This window comes from Streptomyces fragilis (assembly GCF_003112515.1).
GTDB lineage: Bacteria > Actinomycetota > Actinomycetes > Streptomycetales > Streptomycetaceae > Streptomyces > Streptomyces fragilis.
This window is the reverse complement of the sequence record NZ_BEVZ01000002.1, coordinates 1,769,716-1,789,081: the sequence shown is the minus strand read 5'-3', so window position 1 is coordinate 1,789,081 and position 19,366 is coordinate 1,769,716. Positions and strand designations below refer to the sequence as shown.

The 19,366-nt window shown below is 75.4% G+C and carries 15 protein-coding genes; 7 read left to right on the top strand and 8 right to left on the bottom strand.

Translation table 11 applies throughout. The annotated features are described in order from the left end of the window. The first annotated feature begins 27 nt into the window (after nt 1-27). Nucleotides 28-960, top strand: a complete 933-nt coding sequence (locus Sfr03f_RS09530) for a DMT family transporter (RefSeq protein ID WP_108953201.1) — start codon at nt 28-30, stop codon at nt 958-960. Here Sfr03f_RS09530 and Sfr03f_RS09525 read toward each other — a convergent pair. Then, nucleotides 930-2,285 carry a transglycosylase family protein gene (locus Sfr03f_RS09525; protein ID WP_108953200.1) on the bottom strand — a complete coding sequence of 452 codons (1,356 nt, stop codon included), beginning with the start codon at nt 2,283-2,285 and terminating at the stop codon, nt 930-932. The genes Sfr03f_RS09530 and Sfr03f_RS09525 overlap by 31 nt on opposite strands. Nucleotides 2,286-2,988: 703 nt before the next feature. Next, nucleotides 2,989-4,890, bottom strand: a complete 1,902-nt coding sequence (locus tag Sfr03f_RS09515) for an ABC transporter ATP-binding protein (RefSeq protein WP_108953199.1) — start codon at nt 4,888-4,890, stop codon at nt 2,989-2,991. A 272-nt stretch (nt 4,891-5,162) separates the two neighbouring features. On the opposite strand from Sfr03f_RS09515, the gene Sfr03f_RS09510 reads away from it, so the two are divergent. The 3 genes from Sfr03f_RS09510 (at nt 5,163) to Sfr03f_RS09500 (ending at nt 10,000) form a co-directional block, all read left to right on the top strand. Next, complete coding sequence (locus Sfr03f_RS09510; protein ID WP_108953198.1) at nt 5,163-6,221, top strand: mechanosensitive ion channel family protein; 1,059 nt, start codon at nt 5,163-5,165, stop codon at nt 6,219-6,221. A 134-nt stretch (nt 6,222-6,355) separates the two neighbouring features. Further along, nucleotides 6,356-8,578: an NADP-dependent isocitrate dehydrogenase gene (locus tag Sfr03f_RS09505; RefSeq protein WP_108953197.1), complete on the top strand. Its 2,223-nt coding sequence runs from the start codon at nt 6,356-6,358 to the stop codon at nt 8,576-8,578. A 174-nt stretch (nt 8,579-8,752) separates the two neighbouring features. Then, the gene (locus Sfr03f_RS09500; protein WP_108953196.1) at nt 8,753-10,000 is read left to right on the top strand and encodes a cytochrome P450; all 1,248 of its coding nucleotides are present in this window, start codon (nt 8,753-8,755) and stop codon (nt 9,998-10,000) included. A 73-nt stretch (nt 10,001-10,073) separates the two neighbouring features. Here Sfr03f_RS09500 and Sfr03f_RS09495 read toward each other — a convergent pair whose 3' ends face one another. From Sfr03f_RS09495 to Sfr03f_RS09485, 3 genes are read right to left on the bottom strand one after another with little or no spacing between them, the layout of a single operon-like run. Next, on the bottom strand, nt 10,074-10,568 hold the full coding sequence (locus tag Sfr03f_RS09495; RefSeq protein WP_108953195.1) for a hypothetical protein: 495 nt from the start codon (nt 10,566-10,568) through the stop codon (nt 10,074-10,076). Further along, nucleotides 10,565-11,194: an RNA polymerase sigma factor gene (locus Sfr03f_RS09490; RefSeq protein WP_290429943.1), complete on the bottom strand. Its 630-nt coding sequence runs from the start codon at nt 11,192-11,194 to the stop codon at nt 10,565-10,567. Before Sfr03f_RS09490 ends, Sfr03f_RS09495 begins: the two co-directional genes overlap by 4 nt. Before the next feature lie 8 nt (nt 11,195-11,202). Beyond that, complete coding sequence (locus Sfr03f_RS09485) at nt 11,203-12,651, bottom strand: S8/S53 family peptidase (RefSeq protein WP_108953193.1); 1,449 nt, start codon at nt 12,649-12,651, stop codon at nt 11,203-11,205. Between the two features lie 110 nt (nt 12,652-12,761). Here Sfr03f_RS09485 and Sfr03f_RS09480 point away from each other — a divergent pair, with 110 nt between their 5' ends. Beyond that, nucleotides 12,762-15,380 (top strand): CHAT domain-containing protein, encoded by a 2,619-nt coding sequence (locus tag Sfr03f_RS09480; RefSeq protein ID WP_245967476.1) that lies wholly within the window; start codon nt 12,762-12,764, stop codon nt 15,378-15,380. Between the two features lie 100 nt (nt 15,381-15,480). Here the strand turns inward: Sfr03f_RS09480 and Sfr03f_RS09475 are convergent, their stop codons facing one another. From Sfr03f_RS09475 to Sfr03f_RS09465, 3 genes are all read right to left on the bottom strand, one after another. Beyond that, nucleotides 15,481-16,557, bottom strand: a complete 1,077-nt coding sequence (locus Sfr03f_RS09475; RefSeq protein ID WP_108953192.1) for a hypothetical protein — start codon at nt 16,555-16,557, stop codon at nt 15,481-15,483. A 93-nt stretch (nt 16,558-16,650) separates the two neighbouring features. Beyond that, entirely contained in the window at nt 16,651-17,469 is an 819-nt protein-coding gene (locus tag Sfr03f_RS09470) for an inositol monophosphatase family protein (protein WP_108953191.1), read from the bottom strand. A 27-nt stretch (nt 17,470-17,496) separates the two neighbouring features. After that, a complete protein-coding gene (locus Sfr03f_RS09465) occupies nt 17,497-17,808 on the bottom strand; it encodes a hypothetical protein (RefSeq protein WP_108953190.1) in 312 nt (103 codons plus the stop codon). A gap of 124 nt (nt 17,809-17,932) precedes the next feature. On the opposite strand from Sfr03f_RS09465, the gene Sfr03f_RS09460 reads away from it, so the two are divergent. Next, nucleotides 17,933-18,274, top strand: coding sequence for an antibiotic biosynthesis monooxygenase family protein (locus tag Sfr03f_RS09460; RefSeq protein WP_108953189.1), 342 nt, complete (start codon nt 17,933-17,935; stop codon nt 18,272-18,274). A 165-nt stretch (nt 18,275-18,439) separates the two neighbouring features. Then, entirely contained in the window at nt 18,440-19,315 is an 876-nt protein-coding gene (locus tag Sfr03f_RS09455) for a hypothetical protein (protein ID WP_159105602.1), read from the top strand. Nucleotides 19,316-19,366: the final 51 nt, after the last annotated feature.

Genomic DNA, 19,366 nt, shown 5'->3' with positions numbered 1-19,366 from the left:
GCCGGAGCGGCACCCGGAGCGCGGCCGATGAGTCCCCTGACGTGGTCCGTGCTCCTTTCCCTGGTCTCCGCGGTGGCCTACGCCGGCGGGGCGATCGTCCAGGAGCGCGTCGCGGTCCGCCGCAACGGCTCCCTCCCGCTGGGCGACCTGGTGTGGTGGGCGGCGGTGGCGCTCAACGGTCTGGGCGCGGGGCTGCACGTCGCCGCGCTGGCGCTCGGCCCGCTCAGCGTGGTGCAGCCGATGGGCGCGCTGACGATCGTGTTCGCGCTGCCGATGGCCGCCCTCTTCGTGGGCCGCGCGGCGGGCGACCGTACGGCCTGGCGCGGGGCGTTCCTGGCGACCGCCGGCCTGGCGGGCCTGCTGGCGCTGGTCTCCGGCTCGGGCACCCGGACGCCCACGGGCGGCGAGCGGATCGCGCTGATGGCCATCACCGCCGCCGTGCTGGCGGTGCTGATGGCGGTGGCGAAGGGCGCCGGCACGCATCCGGCGGTCCGGGCCGCCGCGCTGGCCACCGGGTCGGGTGTGGCCTTCGGTCTCGGGTCGGTCTTCACCAAGGCGGTGGCCGCCGACCAGTCCGACGGGCTGGTCCTGTCGGGGCTGCCCTCGGTGGCGGCGGTGGTGGCCCTGTCGGCGGCGGGCCTGCTGCTGTCCCAGTCCGCCTACCACGCGGGCGGCCTGCACGCGCCGCTGGCGACGCTGACGGTGGTCAACCCGGTGGCCGCGACGGTGGTGGGTCTGGTCCTCTTCGGCGAGTCCTTCCGCATGGGCGCGCTCGGTGCGGTGCTGGCCACCGGCTGCGGCGTGGTCGCGGCGGCGGGACTGGTCCTGCTCTCCGTGGGGCGCGCCCACGCCGAGGTACCGGCGCAGGCGTCCGCCGAGCGGGACGGGAACCCGGGGCCGGGCGACCGCGCCCACGGCCCCGGGCGCGTTCAGATGGCGACGCCGCCCGCCCGCAGGTAGGCGAGGGGGTCGATGTCGCTGCCGAAGCCCGGGCCGTTGCGCACCTCGAAGTGCAGGTGCGGGCCGGAGCTGTTGCCGGTGGAGCCGGAGCGTCCGAGCCGCTGCCCGGCGGTGACCGACTGGCCGGACCTCACGGAGATCGCGGACAGGTGGGCGTACTGCGAGTAGCGCCCGTCGGCGTGCCGGACCACCACCTGGTAGCCGAACGATCCGCCCCAGCCGGCCGTGACGACCTGTCCCGCGCCGACGGACTTCACGGCGGTGCCGGTCGGCACCGGGAAGTCGACGCCGGTGTGGTAGCCCTTCGACCACGAGGAGCCGTGGGCCCGGTAGGCGGTGCCGGTCGCGGCGTCCACCGGAGCCACCCGGCTGCGGGTCGCGGCGGGACGGGCGTCGCTCTTCTGCCGCTCGCTGCCGTGCCCGTCCGCCTTCCGCGGCGCGGGCTTCCTGGCCTCGGGCTTCCTGGCCTCGGGCTTCTTGGCCTCGGGCTTCTTCTGCTCGGACTTCTTCTGCTCGGCCTTGCGCTGCTGCTCTCCGGCCTTCGCCCGGTCCTGCGGCTCGTGCTGCGCGGGCGGTCCGGGGCGGGCGGTGTCCGGCATCCGCAGTCGCTGGCCCGGCATGATCAGGTCGGGGTCGGAGCCCACTGTCGAGCGGTTCGCGGCGTAGAGGGACTGCCAGCCGCCGTGGACGTCGCGGGCGTCCGCGATGCCGGAGAGGCTGTCCCCGCGGACGACGGTGTACATGTCCGTCTTGCCGGCCCGGGACTGCGGCGTGGTCTGCGGCCGGACGTCCTTGTCGTCGCCGCTCGCGCCCGACCGGGAGCCGGAGGTGGCGGAGCCGGACGTGACGGAACCGCCGGCCTTGGCGGCGGTCCCTGATCCGGCCTTCTTCCCGGAGGCGGGTCTCGCCGCGCCGCCCGATCCCCCGCCCAGGTCGGGCGCGGGGCCGCCGCGGGTGAGGCCGGCCCGCTGCGAGCAGACCGGCCAGGCGCCGGGCCCCTGTGCCTCGAGCACCTTCTCGGCGACGGCGATCTGCTCCGCGCGGGTGGCCTGGTCGGCACGCGGCGCGTAGGCGCGGCCGCCGAAGGCTTCCCAGGTGGACCGGCTGAACTGGAGCCCGCCGTAGTAGCCGTTGCCGGTGTTGATGTCCCAGTCGCCGCTCGCCTCGCAGGCGGCCACCCGGTCCCAGGTGGACGCGTCGGCGGCGTCGGCGTTGCCGACGGCGACCAGCGGGAGCGCGAGGCCCGCGCCACCGGCGGTGACGCTGAGCGAGGCGCGGTTGAGTCTGTTGGGCTGGTACCGGCGGTGCCGGCCGCGTGCGGCCATCGGTGCCTCCTCGACACGCTGCAGGAGACACAGAACGTAAGCGCAGTGACAGAGGGTCACAAGAAGGTATTCGGACGCCTGCGGCGGGCCGGATGCCGGTGAACCCGCTGTTGACGGATATCGCCGGACGAATATGCCCGGGTGGACGCCGGGTGGGGCGTCTGGCGCGAAAGCGCCGGACGCCCCTGAGGTTCACGTCACAGCCAGGGCCCGCCGGAACGCGGGGGCCCCGGTTCCGGGTCGGGTGCGGGATCCGGCCCGGGCGGCCGCGGGATCGGCGAGGGCGAGGGCCCCGGCGGGACGGGGTCGGGCGGCGTGGGCCCGGGGCCGGGCGGCGTGGGGCGGGGCGGCGGTGGCGTCGGCCCCGGCGGGGGCGGCCCGGGCGGTTCGGGCGCCGGCACCGGGTTGGGGCCGGGCTCGGGAACGGGGTCGGGGAACGGGTCCGGTCCGGGCCCCGGGTCGGGGGCGGGACCGGGCGCGGGGAACGGCTCGGTCATGACTTCGTCTCCCATCCAGTCGGCGCCGGCGGCGCCGCGCCGGCTCTGGACTCCTTCCACGCCTGCCCGCTCCGGGCGGTCCCACTCACCCCGACGCCGTATCCGCCTCCCGCGGCACACCCGGAAGCACCGGGCGCCCCGCGGGAGGCGGCGATCCGCGCGGGCGCCGCCCGGAGGGGCCCGCCCCCGGCGGTCGCGCGCGGTGGTCAGACGGCCGCCTCGGCGACCGGCTCGACCGGCTCCACCGACTCCCCGCGGGCCCGGTGGAGTTCCGCGTACCGGCCGCCGCGGGCGAGGAGTTCGTCGTGGGTGCCCCGCTCGACGACGCGGCCGTCCTCCACGACCAGGATCAGGTCGGCGTCGCGGACGGTGGAGAGCCGGTGGGCGATCACCAGGGCGGTGCGCCCCTCGAGCGCCTCGGCGAGCGCCTCCTGGACGGCCGCCTCGGAGGTGTTGTCGAGGTGCGCGGTGGCCTCGTCGAGGAGGACCACCCGCTGGCGGGCCAGCAGCAGCCGGGCGATGGTCATCCGCTGGCGCTCGCCGCCGGAGAGCCGGTACCCCCGCTCCCCCACCACGGTGTCCAGCCCGTCGGGGAGGGAGCGGACCAGGTCCTCCAGGCGGGCGCGGCGCAGCACGTCCCACAGTTCGTCCTCGCCGGCGTCGGGCCGGGCGAGCAGCAGGTTGGCGCGCACCGTGTCGTGGAAGAGGTGGCCGTCCTGGGTGACCATGCCGACCGCGCCGCGCAGTGAGGCGGCGCCGAGGTCGCGGACGTCGACGCCGCCCACCCGCACCGCGCCGGAGTCGACGTCGTACAGGCGCGGCAGCAGCTGCGCGACGGTGGACTTGCCGGCGCCGGAGGAGCCGACCAGGGCGACGGTCTGCCCGGGCTCGGCGCGGAAGGAGACGCCGTGCAGGACCTCCTGGCCGCCGCGGGTGTCGAGGGCGGCGACCTCCTCCAGGGAGGCCAGCGAGACCTTGTCGGCCGACGGGTAGGCGAACCGCACGTCCTCGAACTCGACGGACAGCGGGCCGTCCGGCACCTCGCGGGCGTCCGGTCGCTCCCGGACCAGCGGCTCGAGGTCGAGCACCTCGAAGACCCGCTCGAAGCTGACCAGCGCGGTCATCACCTCGACCCGGGCCCCGGCCAGCGAGGTGAGCGGGGCGTAGAGGCGGGTCAGCAGCAGGGCGAGGGCGACCACCGCGCCCGGCTCCAGGCTGCCGCGCAGCGCGAACCAGCCGCCCAGCCCGTACACCAGGGCCAGCGCGAGCGCGGAGACCAGGGTGAGGGCGGTCATGAAGACGGACTGCGCGGTGGCCGTGCGGATGCCGATGTCGCGGACCCGGCGGGCGCGCTCGGCGAACTCGGCGGACTCCTCCTCGGGTCGGCCGAAGAGCTTGACCAGGGTGGCGCCGGGGGCGGAGAAGCGCTCGGTCATCCGCGTCCCCATGGCCGCGTTGTGCTGGGCGGCCTCCCGCTGCAGGCGGGCCATCATCGAGCCCATGCGCCGGGCCGGGATCACGAAGACCGGCAGCAGCACCAGTGCGAGCAGCGTGATCTGCCAGGAGAGGGTGAGCATCACGGCGAGGGTGAGCACCAGGGTGACCAGGTTGCTCACCACGCCGGACAGGGTGTTGCTGAAGGCCCGCTGGGCTCCGATGACGTCGTTGTTGAGGCGGCTGACCAGCGCCCCGGTGCGGGTGCGGGTGAAGAAGGCGACGGGCATCCGCTGCACGTGGTCGAAGACGGCCGTGCGCAGGTCGAGGATCAGGCCCTCGCCGAGGGTGGCGGACAGGCGGCGGGCGAGGACGCCGAGGCCGGCCTCCACCACGGCGATCAGCGCGATCAGCAGGGCGAGGCGCACGACCCGGCTCTCGTCGCCGCCGGAGACGATGGTGTCGACGACGTCTCCGGCGAGGACGGGGGCGGCGACCGCGAGCAGCGCGGTGGCCACGCCGAGCAGCAGGAAGAGCGCGATCCGGCGGCGGTGGGGGCGGGCGAAGGCGGCCACGCGGCGCAGCGTGGCGCGGGCGAGGGGTCGGTGGCGCGCCTGCTCGTCGGCGTTCATCACGCTGTGGAGCTGCGTCCAGGCGGTGGTCTCCATACTCATGCCCGGAACGGTAGAACCTCCAGCTTGGTCGAGGTCAACGCCTTTGTCCCGGACGGATCCCGCGGCGGGCGCGCGGGCGCCGGGAACGCGTCCCAAGAGCCCTTCCGAGCAGGCCGGATGACGGGTCGTCGGCCGGGTGCGGCAGGATGAGGGCGCCCCGCCCGGGGCGCGCGGTCGACCGGGCGGCGGGCCGAACCCTTCCCGGAGAACCGAACAGGTGACAACGTGACGAGACTCCCCCTCCGTCCGGCGGCGAACCCCGGAGGCGTCCGGTGAACCGGGCGCTGGAGCTGCAGGACCTGATCCGCGCGGGCGTCGCGGTGGGCGCCGGCCTGGTGCTGGCGCTGCTGGCGCGGATGCTGATGCGCTGGCTGGGCCGGCACGCGGAACGCACCCGCTGGGAGGGCGACGACGTGATCGTCGGCGCGCTGCGCACGATGGTGCCGTGGGCGGCGGTCCTCGGCGGCCTCGCGGCGGCCGCGGCCCTGCTGCCGCTGACGCACGCGGTGGGCCGGACGGTCAACCAGGCCCTGACCGTGGTGATGATCACCGTGGTGACGCTGACGGTGGCCCGCGGGGTCGGCGGCATGGTCGGGGCGATCACCCAGTCGCGGTCCGGGGTGGCCTCGTCCGCGTCGATCTTCGTGAACATCACCCGGGTCTCGGTGGTGGCGCTGGGCTTCCTGGTGATCCTCCAGTCGCTGGGCATCTCCATCGCCCCGCTGCTGACCGCGCTGGGGGTGGGTGGTCTGGCGGTGGCGCTCGCGCTGCAGGACACCCTGGCCAACCTGTTCGCCGGAATCCACATCCTCGCCTCGCGGACCGTGCGCACCGGCGACTACATCCGGCTGACCAGCGGCGAGGAGGGGTACGTCGTCGACATCAACTGGCGGCAGACCACGATCCGCAACCTGTCGCAGAACCTGGTGATCATCCCGAACGGGAAGCTCGCCGGCACCAACATGACCAACTTCAGCCGTCCCGGCGAGGACATGACGATCATGGTCCAGGCCGGGGTCGGCTACGACAGCGACCTCGAGCACGTGGAGCGGGTGACCGCGGAGGTCGTCACCGAGGTGATGAAGGAGGTCGAGGGCGCGGTGCCGGAGCACGAGCCCGCGATCCGCTTCCACACCTTCGCGGACTCGCGGATCAACTTCACGGTGATCCTGGGCGTCGGCGAGTTCAGCGACCAGTACCGGATCAAGCACGAGTTCATCAAGCGCCTGCACCGCCGTTTCCGGGCGGAGGGCATCGCCGTGCCCCCGCCCCACCACGACGTCACCCTGCGGAGCCAGGACGCGGCGTCCATGCCGCACCAGCGCGTCTGACCGCGGGCGGCGCGCGTCCGTCGCCGTGCGTCCGGGCGTGTCCGGGGGCCGAAGGGCGGGCCGGGGGTCGCGTCGCCTCGATCACGAGATATCTTGATGTCGAGCAATGTTGCAGACGTGGAGCGGAGCACCCGGTGACTGACTCGACCATCATCTATACGCACACCGACGAGGCGCCGGCCCTGGCGACGTACTCGTTCCTGCCGGTCGTACGGGCGTACGCCGCGCAGGCGGGTGTCCCCGTGGAGACCCGTGACATCTCGCTGGCCGGCCGCATCCTCGCGGTCTTCCCGGAGTACCTCCGTGAGGACCAGCGGATCCCGGACGCCCTGGCGGAGCTCGGCGAGCTGGCCAAGAAGCCCGAGGCCAACATCATCAAGCTGCCGAACATCTCGGCGTCCATCCCGCAGCTGAAGGCCGCCGTGGCGGAGCTGCAGGCGCAGGGTTACGAGCTGCCGAACTACCCGGACGACCCGAAGACCGACGAGGAGCGCGACATCCGCGCCCGCTTCGACAAGGTCAAGGGCTCCGCGGTCAACCCGGTGCTGCGCGAGGGCAACTCCGACCGCCGCGCCCCCGCGTCGGTGAAGAACTACGCCAAGAACCACCCGCACCGCATGGGCGCCTGGTCCTCGGACTCGAAGACCAACGTCGCGACCATGGGCGAGAACGACTTCCGCTCCACCGAGAAGTCCGCCGTGATCTCCGAGGCGGGTTCGCTGCGCATCGAGCTGGTCACCGCCTCCGGCGAGACCAAGGTGCTGCGCGAGTCGGTGCCGGTCCTCGAGAACGAGGTCGTCGACGCCTCCGTGATGCGCGCCGCCGCGCTGCGCGAGTTCCTGACCGCGCAGGTCGCCCGGGCCAAGGAGGAGGGCGTCCTGTTCTCCGTGCACCTCAAGGCCACGATGATGAAGGTCTCCGACCCGATCGTCTTCGGTCACGTGGTGCGCGCCTTCTTCCCGAAGACCTTCGCGCAGTACGGCGAGCAGCTGGCCGCCGCCGGCCTCTCCCCCAACGACGGTCTGGGCGGCATCTGGAAGGGCCTGGAGTCCCTCCCCGAGGGTGACGCGATCAAGGCGTCCTTCGACGCCGAGCTCGCCGACGGCCCGGCCCTGGCGATGGTCGACTCCGACAAGGGCATCACCAACCTGCACGTCCCCTCGGACGTCATCGTCGACGCCTCCATGCCGGCCATGATCCGCACCTCCGGCCACATGTGGGGCCCGGACGGCCAGGAGGCCGACACGCTGGCCGTCCTGCCGGACTCCAGCTACTCCGGCGTCTACCAGGCCGTCATCGACGACTGCCGCGCCAACGGCGCCTTCGACCCGTCGACCATGGGCTCGGTGCCGAACGTGGGCCTGATGGCGCAGAAGGCCGAGGAGTACGGCTCCCACGACAAGACCTTCGAGATCGCCGAGGCGGGCACCGTCCGCCTGGTCGACGCCAAGGGCGACGTCGTGCTGGAGCAGCCGGTCGAGGCGGGCGACATCTTCCGCGCCTGCCAGACCAAGGACGCCCCGATCCGCGACTGGGTCAAGCTGGCCGTCACCCGTGCCCGCGCCACCGGCGCCCCGGCCGTCTTCTGGCTGGACGCCGAGCGCGCCCACGACGCCAAGCTGATCGAGAAGGTCCGCGCCTACCTGCAGGAGCACGACACCGAGGGCCTGCAGATCGAGATCATGGCGCCGGTCGAGGCGACCGCGTTCTCCCTCGAGCGCCTCCGCCGCGGCGAGGACACCATCTCGGTGACCGGCAACGTGCTGCGCGACTACCTGACCGACCTCTTCCCGATCCTGGAGCTGGGCACCAGCGCCAAGATGCTGTCGGTCGTCCCGCTGATGGCGGGCGGCGGCCTCTTCGAGACGGGCGCCGGCGGCTCCGCCCCGAAGCACGTGCAGCAGCTGGTCAAGGAGAACTACCTGCGCTGGGACTCCCTCGGCGAGTTCTTCGCCCTGGTCCCGTCCTTCGAGCAGTTCGCCAAGGTCACCGGCAACGCCAAGGCCCAGGTCCTGGCGGACACGCTGGACCGCGCCACGGCGACCTTCCTCAACGAGGACAAGTCCCCGACCCGCCGGATCGGCGGCATCGACAACCGCGGCTCGCACTTCTACCTGTCCCTGTACTGGGCGCAGGAGCTGGCCGCGCAGAAGGACGACGCCGAGCTGGCCGCCGCGTTCGCGCCGCTGGCCGAGAAGCTCGCCGGTGCCGAGGCGAAGATCGTCGAGGAGCTGAACGCGGTGCAGGGCGAGCCGGCCGAGATCGGCGGCTACTACCAGCCCGACCCGGAGAAGGCCGCTGCCGTCATGCGCCCCTCCGCCACCTGGAACGAGGCCCTGGCGTCCCTGGGCGCCTGACCTCACCCGGTCGCACGGCCGTCCGGCCCTGAGCGCCGCCCCGCCCGGATTTCCGGGCGGGGCGGCGCCCGTTTTGGGAGACCGCCGCCCGTTTCCGGCGCTCGACGGCCGCTTCCGGCACCGCACGGAGCAGCCGGGCGCGACAGACGGCCGGGGCCGTCCCAGGGTGGTTCCATGACTCAGGAGATGACCGCACCGCCTCCTCCGCCCGTCCGGGACTGGGTGCCGCCGGAGATCGACGGCCCCGGCTTCGACCCGTTGCTGGCCGAGCTGATGCGTGAGGCCCCGCTGACCAGGATCCGGCTGCCGCACGGCGAGGGCTGGGCCTGGCTCGCCACCCGTCACGAGGACGTCCGCGCCGTCACCAACGACCCGCGGTTCGGCCGTGCGGAGGTGACGCGCCGCCAGGTCACCCGGCTGGCCCCGCACTTCAAGCCCCGTCCGGGCTCGCTGGCCTTCGCCGACCAGCCCGACCACAACCGGCTGCGCCGCGCCTTCGCCGGCGCCTTCACCGTCGGGGCGATGCGCAGGCTCCGCCCGCGCGCGCAGGCGCTGCTCGACCCGCTGGTCGACGGCCTGCTGGCGCAGGGTCCGCCGGCCGATCTGATCGCCACGGTGCTGGAGCCGTACCCGCTGGCCGTGGTGGGCGAGGTGATGGGCGTTCCGGAGGCCGACCGGGACCGGGTGCGCGCCTGGACCCGGCAGATCATCTCCACCTCGGGCGGCGCCGAGGCCGCCGAGCGGGCCAAGGCGGGACTGTACGGCTGGATCACGCGGACGATCCGTGACCGTCGCGAGGGCTCCCCCGACGCTGACGGCGACGGACGGGGCGGCGGCGTGCTGTCGATGCTGGGCGCCGCCGTGGGCCGCGGGGAGCTGACCGAGGAGGAGGCGATCGGGGTGGCCGGGCCGCTGCAGATCGGCGGCGAGGCGGTCACGCACAACTGCGGGCAGATGCTCTTCCTGCTGCTCACCCGGCCGGACCTGATGGCCAAGATGCGCGAGGTGCTGGACCGTCCGGCCGGGCGGGACGCCGCCCTGGAGGAGCTGCTGCGCTGGATCCCGCACCGCAGCACCGTGGGCCTGGCCCGGATCGCGCTGGAGGACGTCGGGCTCGCGGGCCGGACGATCCGGGCGGGCGAGCCGGTGTACGTGTCCTACCTGGCCGCCAACCGGGACCCGGAGGTCTTCCCCGATCCGGACGAGATCGACCTGGCCCGGGACCCCAACCCGCACCTGGCCTTCGGCAACGGACCGCACTTCTGCACGGGGGCGGTCCTGGCCCGCCTGCAGACGGAGCTGCTGGTGACCACCCTGCTGGAGCGGCTGCCCGGGCTCCGGCTCGCGGTGCCCGCGCAGGAGGTGCCGTGGCGGCGGCGCACCATGATCCGCGGGCCCGAGGCGCTTCCGGTCGCCTGGTGAGCGGGCGGCCGCGCCAAGCGGGCGGCCGCCCCAGGCGGGCGGCCGCCCTGGGTGGGCGGCCGCCCGGTCGCGGTCAGACCCGCAGCCACTCCGTGACGACCACTTCGTCGCCGGTCCGGACCCGCAGGGCGAACGGGCCGGTGACGTCGACCGCGCACGAGAACCCGCCCGTCTCGTCGGCGGCGCACCGCGCCGCCGCGTCCGGGGCGGGCCGGGTCAGCACCTCCACGCCCGCCGCCTGGGGCGGCAGCAGCTGGCCGAGCAGCCCGTCCTCGCCCACCTCGACGTCGACGGTGAGGTCGCCGGCCGCGAAGGTGAGCATCCGCGGGGTGTCCTCGGCGCCCCTGACGGGGGCGGCGTCCAGCAGCGAGTCGAAGGTGAGCTCGGCGAGGCGGGCGTCCAGGTCGTGCAGCGCGAAGGCGGCCAGGGCCGTCTCGCGCAGCGCGGCGGGCACCGGGTCGCAGACCTCGGCCGCCTCCCGCAGGAGTGCCTCCATCTCCAGGAGCTGCCGCTCGTCGTGGAGCTCGCCGGTCTCGTCGGTGTCGTCGAAGGCGTGCGGGCCGTTCACAGAACCCCCCGGTCGGTCAGGCGCTTGCGCAGCCGGCGCAGGCACCGCTGTCGAATAGGTCCGATGGAACCCACCGCGATGCCCAGGGCGACGGACACCTCGCGGTAGCTGGGCGGCGGCTGGGCGATGATCAGGCGCAGCAGCTGCCGGCAGCGGTCGCCGAGCGCGTCGAACTCCTCCCAGACCGTCCGGTGCCGGTCGGCGCGTTCGGCCTCCTCCTCGGACTCCAGGACCTTCTGCTCGGGCGAGCAGCTGTCGCACGGGCGGTCCAGCACCTGCGGGTCGTCGGTGGGCGTCCACCGGCGCTGCGCCCGGAGCACCTTCAGGCATTCGTGGCGGGCGGTGGCGGCGAGCCAGGAGCCCGCCTTCTCCGGCTCGCGGATCCGGCCGAGGTTCTGCGCGAAGCGGAACCAGGCGATCTGGTAGACCTCGTGGGCGTCCGCCTCGGAGAGCCGGTGCCCGCGGACCACGGACCACACCAACGGGCTGAGCCCGTCCACCAGGCCCCGCCAGGCGTCCTGGTCACCCTCGACCGCGGACTTCAGCAAGGCGCCGACTGTCGCTCGTTCCACTCCCCCACCCCTCGTGTACGGCACGCCATCGTACGCCGTACGGGTGAGGGTCAAGGACGGGGTCAACGTTCGCTCCCGGCGGGCGCGCCGAGGGGCCGCCAGGTCGGCGGACGCAGCGCGGCCACCCGCGCGCCGTGCACCTCGGCGGTGTCCTCGAGGGAGGCGAGGAGGTCGCGGCGGGCGCGGCGCGGGTCGCTCTCCTTGTGGGCGGCCATGTGCGCGGCGACCATGGCGGCTGCCACCGGTGTGGCGAAGGAGGTGCCGCTCCAGCGCGCGTAGCCGGTGAACTCCACGCGCTCCGGCTCGCCGGGGGCGTCCTCGCCGTCCGCGCTGAGCACTCCGGTGCGGACCGGGAAGCGGCAGGTGCAGGAGTAGTCGCCGCCGTGCCGGCACTCGTCGTAGCTGGAGTGCTGGTAGACGTACGGGACGGGGGCGTCGAAGCCGGTCAGCGGGGCGGTGAGGCGCTCGCCGGGCGCGTAGGCGTTCACCCACCGGCCGTGGTTGCTGAAGCAGGCGTTGGCCTCACCGTCGCCGCGCAGGGCGCCCACGGAGAACACGGCCTTGCGGTAGCGGGGCCGGGCGGCGTAGGCGGCCGGGAAGAACGGGGTGTCGGAGCCGTTGTTGCCGGCCGCGGCGACCAGCAGGGTGCCGGGGTGCTCGAGCAGTTCGGCCATGAAGCGCTCGAGTCCCAGCAGGCCCTCGTCGTCGCCCGTGGCGGTGCCCGCGGAGACGCTGATCAGGGCGGGCCAGCCGGCGCGCTCGGCGGCGTCCAGCAGGAGCGGGCCGAACTCGGACTCCAGGACGGCGCCGGCGTCGTTGAGCGCGTTGGAGACCGTGATGTCGGCGTGCGGGGCGACGGCGGCCAGCAGGCCGGCGATGAAGGTGCCGTGTCCCGCGTACTGGCGCAGCACCCCGTCGGCGTCGCGCTCGGAGGTCTCCAGGTCGCCGCGCACGCGGGCGAGTTCGGGGCAGCGGGCGTGGTCGGAGGTGAGGCCGGTGTCCACCACCAGCACGCCGACGCCGGACTCCGGCTCGTGGTCCCGAGGGGCGGGCGCCGGGTTGGGTCCCTCGCCCGGCGCGGCCGGCACCGGCTCGTCACCGGGGCAGGCGTTCACGGCGACCGTGATGACGTGGTTGCGGGAGACCATGCGGCGTCCGGCGCGGGCCTCCAGGGCGCGCACCGCGCGCAGCGCGCCGTCCACCGCCGGGTCGGCGGCCTCGCCCGCGCGGGCCGCCCGGGCCGCGTCGGCCGGCTCGGCGACCCTGATCCGCGTCACCCCGGACCGGTTGCCGGGCCCGGCGGCGCCTATCCGTTCGCGGCCCGCGGCGCCGGGGATGTCCGCGCGCCGCTCGCGCAGGGCGTCGGCGACCAGCCGGGCGTCCTCCCCGTCGCGCACCAGCAGGTGGCCGCGCTCGTAGAGGAACCCCGCCTCCTCGTCCACGGCCAGCGGTACGTCGGGCATGGAACGTCGGACCTGCTCGCACTGCTCGTGGAACCGCCGGGCCGGCATAGGGCTTCCTCCCCCTCGGGTACTACGTCGTCAGAAGGAGTCTGCCGCATCGCGGTTGATACACCGCCTTCACATCGTGCGTGCTGAAACCCCTGGCCAGGGCAACTACCATGCGGCAGGTGACAGCGGGAAACGGAACCGTCCTCGAACTGCTGCCGATGGTCTTCGCCAGGCCCGACGTGGCGCTGCGCAGGGCGGAACGGCTCCTCGAGTCCGGCCCCCCGCCGGAGCACGCGTCGGTGGCCCACCAGGTGATCGGCATCTGGCAGCGGGACTTCGGCGATCTCGAGGTGGCGCTGCGCCATCTGCGGCGCGCCCGGGACCTGGCGGCCCGTGCGGGCTCCGCCGACCGGGAGGCCGACGTGCTGGCCACGCTCGGGGTGGCGCTGGTGCACGCGGGCCGGACCCGGCAGGGGCTGGCGGCGTTCGAGCGGGGCGTGGGCCGGGGCTCGGCGCACACCCGGGCGCGGGTGCTGTACCGCAGGGCGTACTCGTTCTGGGTGCTCGGCCGCCACGGTGAGGCGCTGGACGACGTCCGGCGCGCGGTGCCGGTGCTGCGGCAGGCCGGGGACGTGATCTGGGTGGCGCGTTCGCTGACCCTGCGGGCGACGGTCCACCTGGCGCTGGGGGCGGTGGACCGCGCGGAGGCGGACTTCGCGGCGGCGGAGGTGCTGTGGGGGACGACCGGCCAGGAGCACGACAAGGCGGACGTGGTCGAGTCGCGGGCGCTGACGGCCTTCCGCGCCGGTGACATCCCCGCGGCGCTGCGGCTCTTCGACGAGGCCGCCGAGCGTTACGACGCCCTGGGCACCCCGACGTTCATGCTGAGCATCCGGCGCTGCGAGGTGCTGCGGGCGGCGGGCCTGGCGGTTGAGGCGCTGGCCGAGGCGGACGCGGCGATCGCGGCGCTGGAGAGGATCGGCGGGCAGCGCACCCGCAAGGCGGAGCTGCTGCTGGTGGCGGCCCAGGCGGCTGGTGCGGCGGGCGCCCCGGACACGGCGGTGGACCGGGCGGCCGCGGCGGTGCGGCTGTTCGCCCGGCAGCGGCGGCCGTGGGGGGAGGCGCATGCCCGGCTGGTGCTGGCCGAGGCCCGTTTCGCGGTGGGGCGGCGCACCGGCCGGATGGTCTCCGAGGCGGCGGCCCTCGCCGGGCGGCTGGCCTCCTTCGGCTCGCCGTCGGCGCCGCAGGCCGCGCTGCTGGCCGGGCGGATCGCCCTGGCCCTCGACCGGCCCGAGGAGGCGGAGGCGCATCTGGCTCTGGCCGCCAGGGCCCGGCACGGCGGTGCGCCGCAGGCGCGGGTGACGGGCTGGGTGGCGCAGGCGCTGCGGGCCCGTGCCGCCGGGTCGCGTCGCGGTGTGCTCCGGGCCTGCCGGTACGGGCTGGACGTGCTCGACGCGCACCGCACCACGCTGGGCGCGCCGGAGCTGCGGGCCCGGGTCACCGAGCAGGGCGAGGAGCTGGCGGCGCTGGCGCAGGAGGCCGCCCTGGCCTCGGGCGGCGCCCGGCGGCTGCTGGAGTGGAGCGAGCGGTGGCGAGCGGCGGCGCTGGCGGCGCCGGCCGCCCGGCCGCCCGCCGATCCCGGGCTGCTGGCGGACCTGGCGTCGTTCCGCGAGATCGCGTCCCGGGCCGAGGAGGCGCGCCGGGACGGCCGTCCGGTGCCGGTGCTGGAGCGTGAGCAGCGGCGCCTGGAGCGGGAGATACGGTCCCGGACGCTGCGGGCCCGGGGCACGGGGGCCGGCGGCGACGGCCGCCGGTTCGACCCGGCGGCCCTGCTCGAGCGGCTGGACCGCGACGGCGCGCAGCTGGTCGAACTGGTGGTGCTGGACGACCGGGTGCGGGTGCTGCTGTGCGGCGGCGGCCGGGTGCGGTTGTTCACCGGCGGCCGGCTGTCGCGGGCGGAGGCGGAGGCGGAGCTGGTGCAGGCCGGGCTGCGGCGGCTGGCGCATCCCGGCGGCGCGGCGCGGCTTCCCCTGCTGGAGGCGGCCGGGCGCCGCCTGGAGGAGGCGCTGCTCGGTGAGGCGGCCGCGCGGCTCGGTCCCGGGCCGGTGGTGGTGCCGCCGGGGCGGCTGCACCGGGTGCCGTGGGCGCTGCTGCCGTCGCTGCGGGAGCGGGTGGTGAGCGTGTCGCCGTCGGCGGGCGCCTGGCTGCGCGCCCGGGAGACGGCCCCGCCGGCGGGCGGCCGGCACGTCCTGGTGCGCGGTCCCGGGCTGGCGACGGGTGGCGCGGAGGTGCCGGAACTGGTCGACCACTACGGGCGGCCGACCCTGCTGGAGGGGGACGGCGCACGCGCCGGGGAGGTGCTGCGGGCGCTGGACGGCGCGTCGCTGGCGCACATCGCGGCGCACGGCGTCTTCCGGGCGGACAACCCGTTGTTCTCGTCCCTGCGCATGGCCGACGGGCCGTTGACCGTGCACGACTTCGAGCGGCTGGAGAGCAGTCCGTACCGGCTCATCCTGTCCAGCTGCGACACGGCGCGGCTGGCGCCGGTGGGCTCCGACGAACTGCTGGGCCTGGTCACCGCCTTACTGCCGCTCGGCACGGCGGGGGTGGTGGCGAGCAGCGCGCCGGTCAACGACGCGGCGGTGGTGCCGCTGATGCTGGCCCTGCACAAGGGCCTGGCCTGCGGCCTCTCCCTCGCCGAGGCGCTGCGCGACGCCCGCGCGGCCCTCCCGGACGACGCGGTCCACCGGGCGACGGGGTGGACCTTCACGGCCTTCGGGGCGGCCTGAGCGCGGTGCGGACGACGGCGCGCGGTGCGAGCCCGTGGGGGTCGCCGCCCTCGCCGTCGTCCGAGGGGGCGCGGCGTCCTCGGCGGCGCCCGGCCCGCCGTCACGCGTCGTCGGCCGGGCGGGTGGCGCGGGCGGCGCGGGTCTCGGCGGTGGTGGCGCGGTGGCGGGCGTCGCGGAGGGTACGGGCGGCGGCACGGGCCCGGTCGCGGGCCGCGCGTTCCGCCGCCCGGGCCTCGCGGGTCTCGGCACGGGCGGCGTGCAGTTCCTCCTCCAGGCCACGGACCCGCTCCTCGAGGGCGGCGACGCGGTCGACCGCCTCACGTTCGGCGCGGTCGGCGCCGGCCGTCTCCTCCTCCGCCTCGCCGAGGGCCCGCGCGGCCTCCTCCGCCTCCGCGCGGGCCTCCGCCAGCTCACGCCGCCGCGCCCGTTCCGCGGCCTGGCGCCGGGCCGCCTCACGTTCGGCCGCCTCACGCTCGGCCGCCTCACGCTCGGCCGCCTCGCGCTCCCGGGCACGGCATTCGCGCTCCGCGGCACCGACCCCCTGTGTCGCGCCGCCCGCGTCCGGCGCACCGCCCTCGCCCCGGCGCGCGGTCGTTGCGCCGCCTTCCCCGGCAGCCGGGCCCGCCTGGGGTTCCGCACCCGCCGCGTCCCTCTTCGGCGCGGGTACCAGCCGCAGGTCGGGCGGCGTCCCGCCGGCCGGCACGGCCCCGAAGCCCGGGGTCGCGGTGAGCGGTCCGGTCAGCCGCCCCTCGGCCCAGGCCGCGGCCGCCCCGGGGTCCGCCAGCACCGCGCGCAGCGTGCCCTCGACCTCCTCCCGGGCCCCCTCCCCCACCCGGTGTCCCGCCGCCGCGGTCAGCTCCACCGCCTGCCGGGCGAGCGCGGACACCAGCAGGTGCTGCTGCCGTGAGAGGTCCCGCAGCACCCCGCCGTCCAGGTCGAGGTGGGCCTGCCGCAACGCCTCCCCCAGCCGCAGCAGCGGTTCGGTCTCCTCCTTGCGCTCCCGGACCAGCAGGTTGCAGGCCCAGGCCGACAGCGTCGGCTTCCGCAGGGCCTTGATCCGCTTCGCCAGCTCCCGGTCGCCCTCCGCGCGGGCGCGGGCGGCGCGCTCGTCGCGCATCCGGGTGATCGTCTCGGGGAGCGTCCCGTACAGCTCCTGAGCGACAGCGTCGAGATCCACCGCGCACCTCCAGCGTCCGGAGACCGAGTCTGGCACCGCCTCCGCGCGGGGCCCCGTCCACGTCCTCCGTCCGGCCGATCGGCGCCGCCGCACTCACCGCTCGGCGGGGAGCCGGATCCGGGCCATGGCGAGCAGCGCCGCGTGCGTGTCCTGGTCGGCCGCGGCGATCAGGCCGTTGGCGCCGGTGTACGGGGGCCGGCCGTCGAGCCCCGTGACGACGCATCCGGCGGCCTGGCACAGGGCGATGCCGGAGGCGAAGTGGACGCTGTCGCGCAGGTCCCCGTCGGTGACGTAGGCGGCTCGTCGGCCTGCCGCGACCCAGGCGACGGCGAGCGTCGTGGAGACCACGCGGGGCCGGAAGCGCGCGGTGAACGCCGGGTCGTCGAGCAGCCGGGCGGCCCGGAAGGCGGGGGCGTTCGGGAACGGCGGATCGAGGTTGAGGTCGACCAGGCCGGACGCGGCCGAGGGAATCAGACCCGTCCCCGTGCCGTCGGGGTCCAGCAGGCGGGCGCCGACGCCGTCGGCCAGGTACACCTCGCCGCTGAACGGGTCGGCCGTGGCGGCCGCCGTGACCCGCCCGCCGTCCCGCAGGGCGACGTTGACGCCGACGAGCATGGTGTCCACGGCGTAGTTGAGGGTGCCGCAGAGGGGGTCGACGAGCCACCTGCGTCCGGCCTCCGCCGCTCCGGTGGCTCCCCGCTCCTCACCGGTCACGGCGTCGCCGGGGCGAAACGCGCGCAGGACGTCCCGGATCGCCTCCTCGGCCGCCAGGTCCGCCGCTGTGGCGAAGTCGCCGTTCCCCTTGTCGTGCCGCTCGGGAGCGCTGCCGTACAGGTCCCGTACCACGGCGGCCCCGGCCCGCGCGGCGGCGACCGCCACCTCGGCGTCGTCCGGCCCGTTCCTCGTCGTCATGCGGGGAGCATAGGCGGCTCGCCGCGCTCACATGCTCGCGAAGGCGGAGATCAACGTGTCGGCGCGCAGCCGGAGTTCGGGATCCTCCAGGCCGGTGACGGTGACCGCCAGGACGTCGGAGCCGGCGGCGACGGCCAGCGCGACCTCCAACTCGGCCCGGGCGCCGACCAGCGGGTAGGTGTACCAGCCGTCCGCACGGTCGTCGTCGGTGTCCTCGATGCCCGCCTCGACGGTCTCCCAGTCGGTGCCGTCGAAGGCGTAACCGGCGTAGTGGGACAGCAACTGCAGGAAGGGCAGGGCGTTCTGGGCCCATATCCAGCCGCTCAACGGCTCCGCCACGCGCCCTCCCCACAGGCGCCCGGACCGCTCGCCGGGACGGTCGCCCTGTGGTCACCATGCCCGAGAAACACCTGCCGCGCGAGGCCTCCGGCAGCACTCCGGGGCGGTGCGGCAGGATGAGGGCATGAGCGTCGTGAAGATCAACGTACTGTCCGTGCCCGCCGAGCAGCGGGAGGTCCTGGAGAAGCGCTTCGCCTCACGGGCGCACGCCGTGGAGAACTCCGACGGCTTCGAGTGGTTCGAACTGCTCCGCCCGGTCGAGGGGACCGACACCTACCTCGTGTACACGCGCTGGCGTGACGAGGCCGCGTTCGAGGCATGGATGGAGGGGCCGATGAAGTCCGCCCACCAGGGCGGCGGTCAGGGCGAGGGCGGCGAGCGGCCGAAGCCGGCGGCGAGCGGTTCCACCCTGTGGTCGTTCGAGGTGGTGCAGCAGGCGGGGCCGGGCGCGGACGCGATCGCCTGAGCCCTCCCGCAGCTGATTCCTGCCGCCCGCGTGCACCTCACGCGGGCGGCTTCGTCGTTCCCCCCTCCGGCGAGTTGAACACGTTCAAAACCATGGCAGGATGATCCAGGCGGCCGCACCCGCGCGGACCGCGTCCTTCGGCATGCCGTGAGACGGGGAGGGGTCATGGCCCATCGAGGCCGGAACTACGCGTGGATGCTGGTGATGTCCATGCTGGTGCTGGGGTGCGAAGTGATGCTGGGCCTGGTGGCCGGCCTGGTGGCGCTCGCCACGACGGAGTCCCCGGGCGTGGTCCCGGGCACCTTGACGCTGGTCTTCCTGCCGCTGCTCGCCGTCGCGGGCGTGCTGTTCGGGCTCCTGTTCTCGCACGTCGTGGTCATGCCGGTGGTCTGGCTGGGCGACGGTCTGGCGCGGCTGTTCCGCCGTCCGAGGGCCTGGTGGTGGGTGTTGCCGGCCGCGGTGCTGGTCGCCCTGCCCGCGTCGTTCCTGTTCGTGCGGCGGACGGACCTCACGCCGACGGCGGCGATGCCGGCACTGTGGGCGGCGGTCGTGGCCTTCTCGCTGCCCCCGGCGCTGCTGGCCCGTCTCCGCGGGACGGGGCGGAGCTGGCGGCCGGTCGGCCGGGTGGCGCTCTGGGGCGCCGGCACGGTGGTGGGCGCCGGCGTGCTCGGCGCGCTGGCGCTGGCGACCGGTGTCGTGGACGCCTACCAGCCGCCGTCCATGACGGCGAGGGCGCTCGCCGGCTCCTGGGCGAACGGTGATCCGGAGGTCCTGGTCCTCCACGCGGACGGCACCGCGACGGCCACCGGGCTGTCCCAGTTCGAGGACGACGGGACCCGCGCGGACCCCTGTGACGGGCGGGGTGCCTGGACGTTCGACCCGGGTGACGACGCCTGGGCGCAGCGGGTCACCGTCCGCGTTCCCGGGTGCGTCACCCGTGAGTGGGAGGTGGGCGGGAGCGAGGACCGTCCCGTCCTGTACGTCTACGTCGGTGACCCGGACTCGGCGGCCGTCTACGAGCTCACCCGGTCGGAGCGGTGACCGCTCCCGCGTCCCGGCCCACGACCGCCCGGTGACCGTTCCGCGCCCCCG

Excerpts from the sequence above, each read along its gene's own strand:
- Sfr03f_RS09530 (WP_108953201.1), top strand. The coding sequence starts at position 28 with ATGAGTCCCCTGACGTGGTCCGTGCTCCTTTCCCTGGTCTCCGCGGTG.
- Sfr03f_RS09525 (WP_108953200.1), bottom strand. The coding sequence starts at position 2,285 with ATGGCCGCACGCGGCCGGCACCGCCGGTACCAGCCCAACAGACTCAAC.
- Sfr03f_RS09515 (WP_108953199.1), bottom strand. The coding sequence starts at position 4,890 with ATGAGTATGGAGACCACCGCCTGGACGCAGCTCCACAGCGTGATGAAC.
- Sfr03f_RS09500 (WP_108953196.1), top strand. The coding sequence starts at position 8,753 with ATGACTCAGGAGATGACCGCACCGCCTCCTCCGCCCGTCCGGGACTGG.
- Sfr03f_RS09485 (WP_108953193.1), bottom strand. The coding sequence starts at position 12,651 with ATGCCGGCCCGGCGGTTCCACGAGCAGTGCGAGCAGGTCCGACGTTCC.
- Sfr03f_RS09480 (WP_245967476.1), top strand. The coding sequence starts at position 12,762 with ATGCGGCAGGTGACAGCGGGAAACGGAACCGTCCTCGAACTGCTGCCG.
- Sfr03f_RS09470 (WP_108953191.1), bottom strand. The coding sequence starts at position 17,469 with ATGACGACGAGGAACGGGCCGGACGACGCCGAGGTGGCGGTCGCCGCC.
- Sfr03f_RS09460 (WP_108953189.1), top strand. The coding sequence starts at position 17,933 with ATGAGCGTCGTGAAGATCAACGTACTGTCCGTGCCCGCCGAGCAGCGG.
- Sfr03f_RS09455 (WP_159105602.1), top strand. The coding sequence starts at position 18,440 with ATGGCCCATCGAGGCCGGAACTACGCGTGGATGCTGGTGATGTCCATG.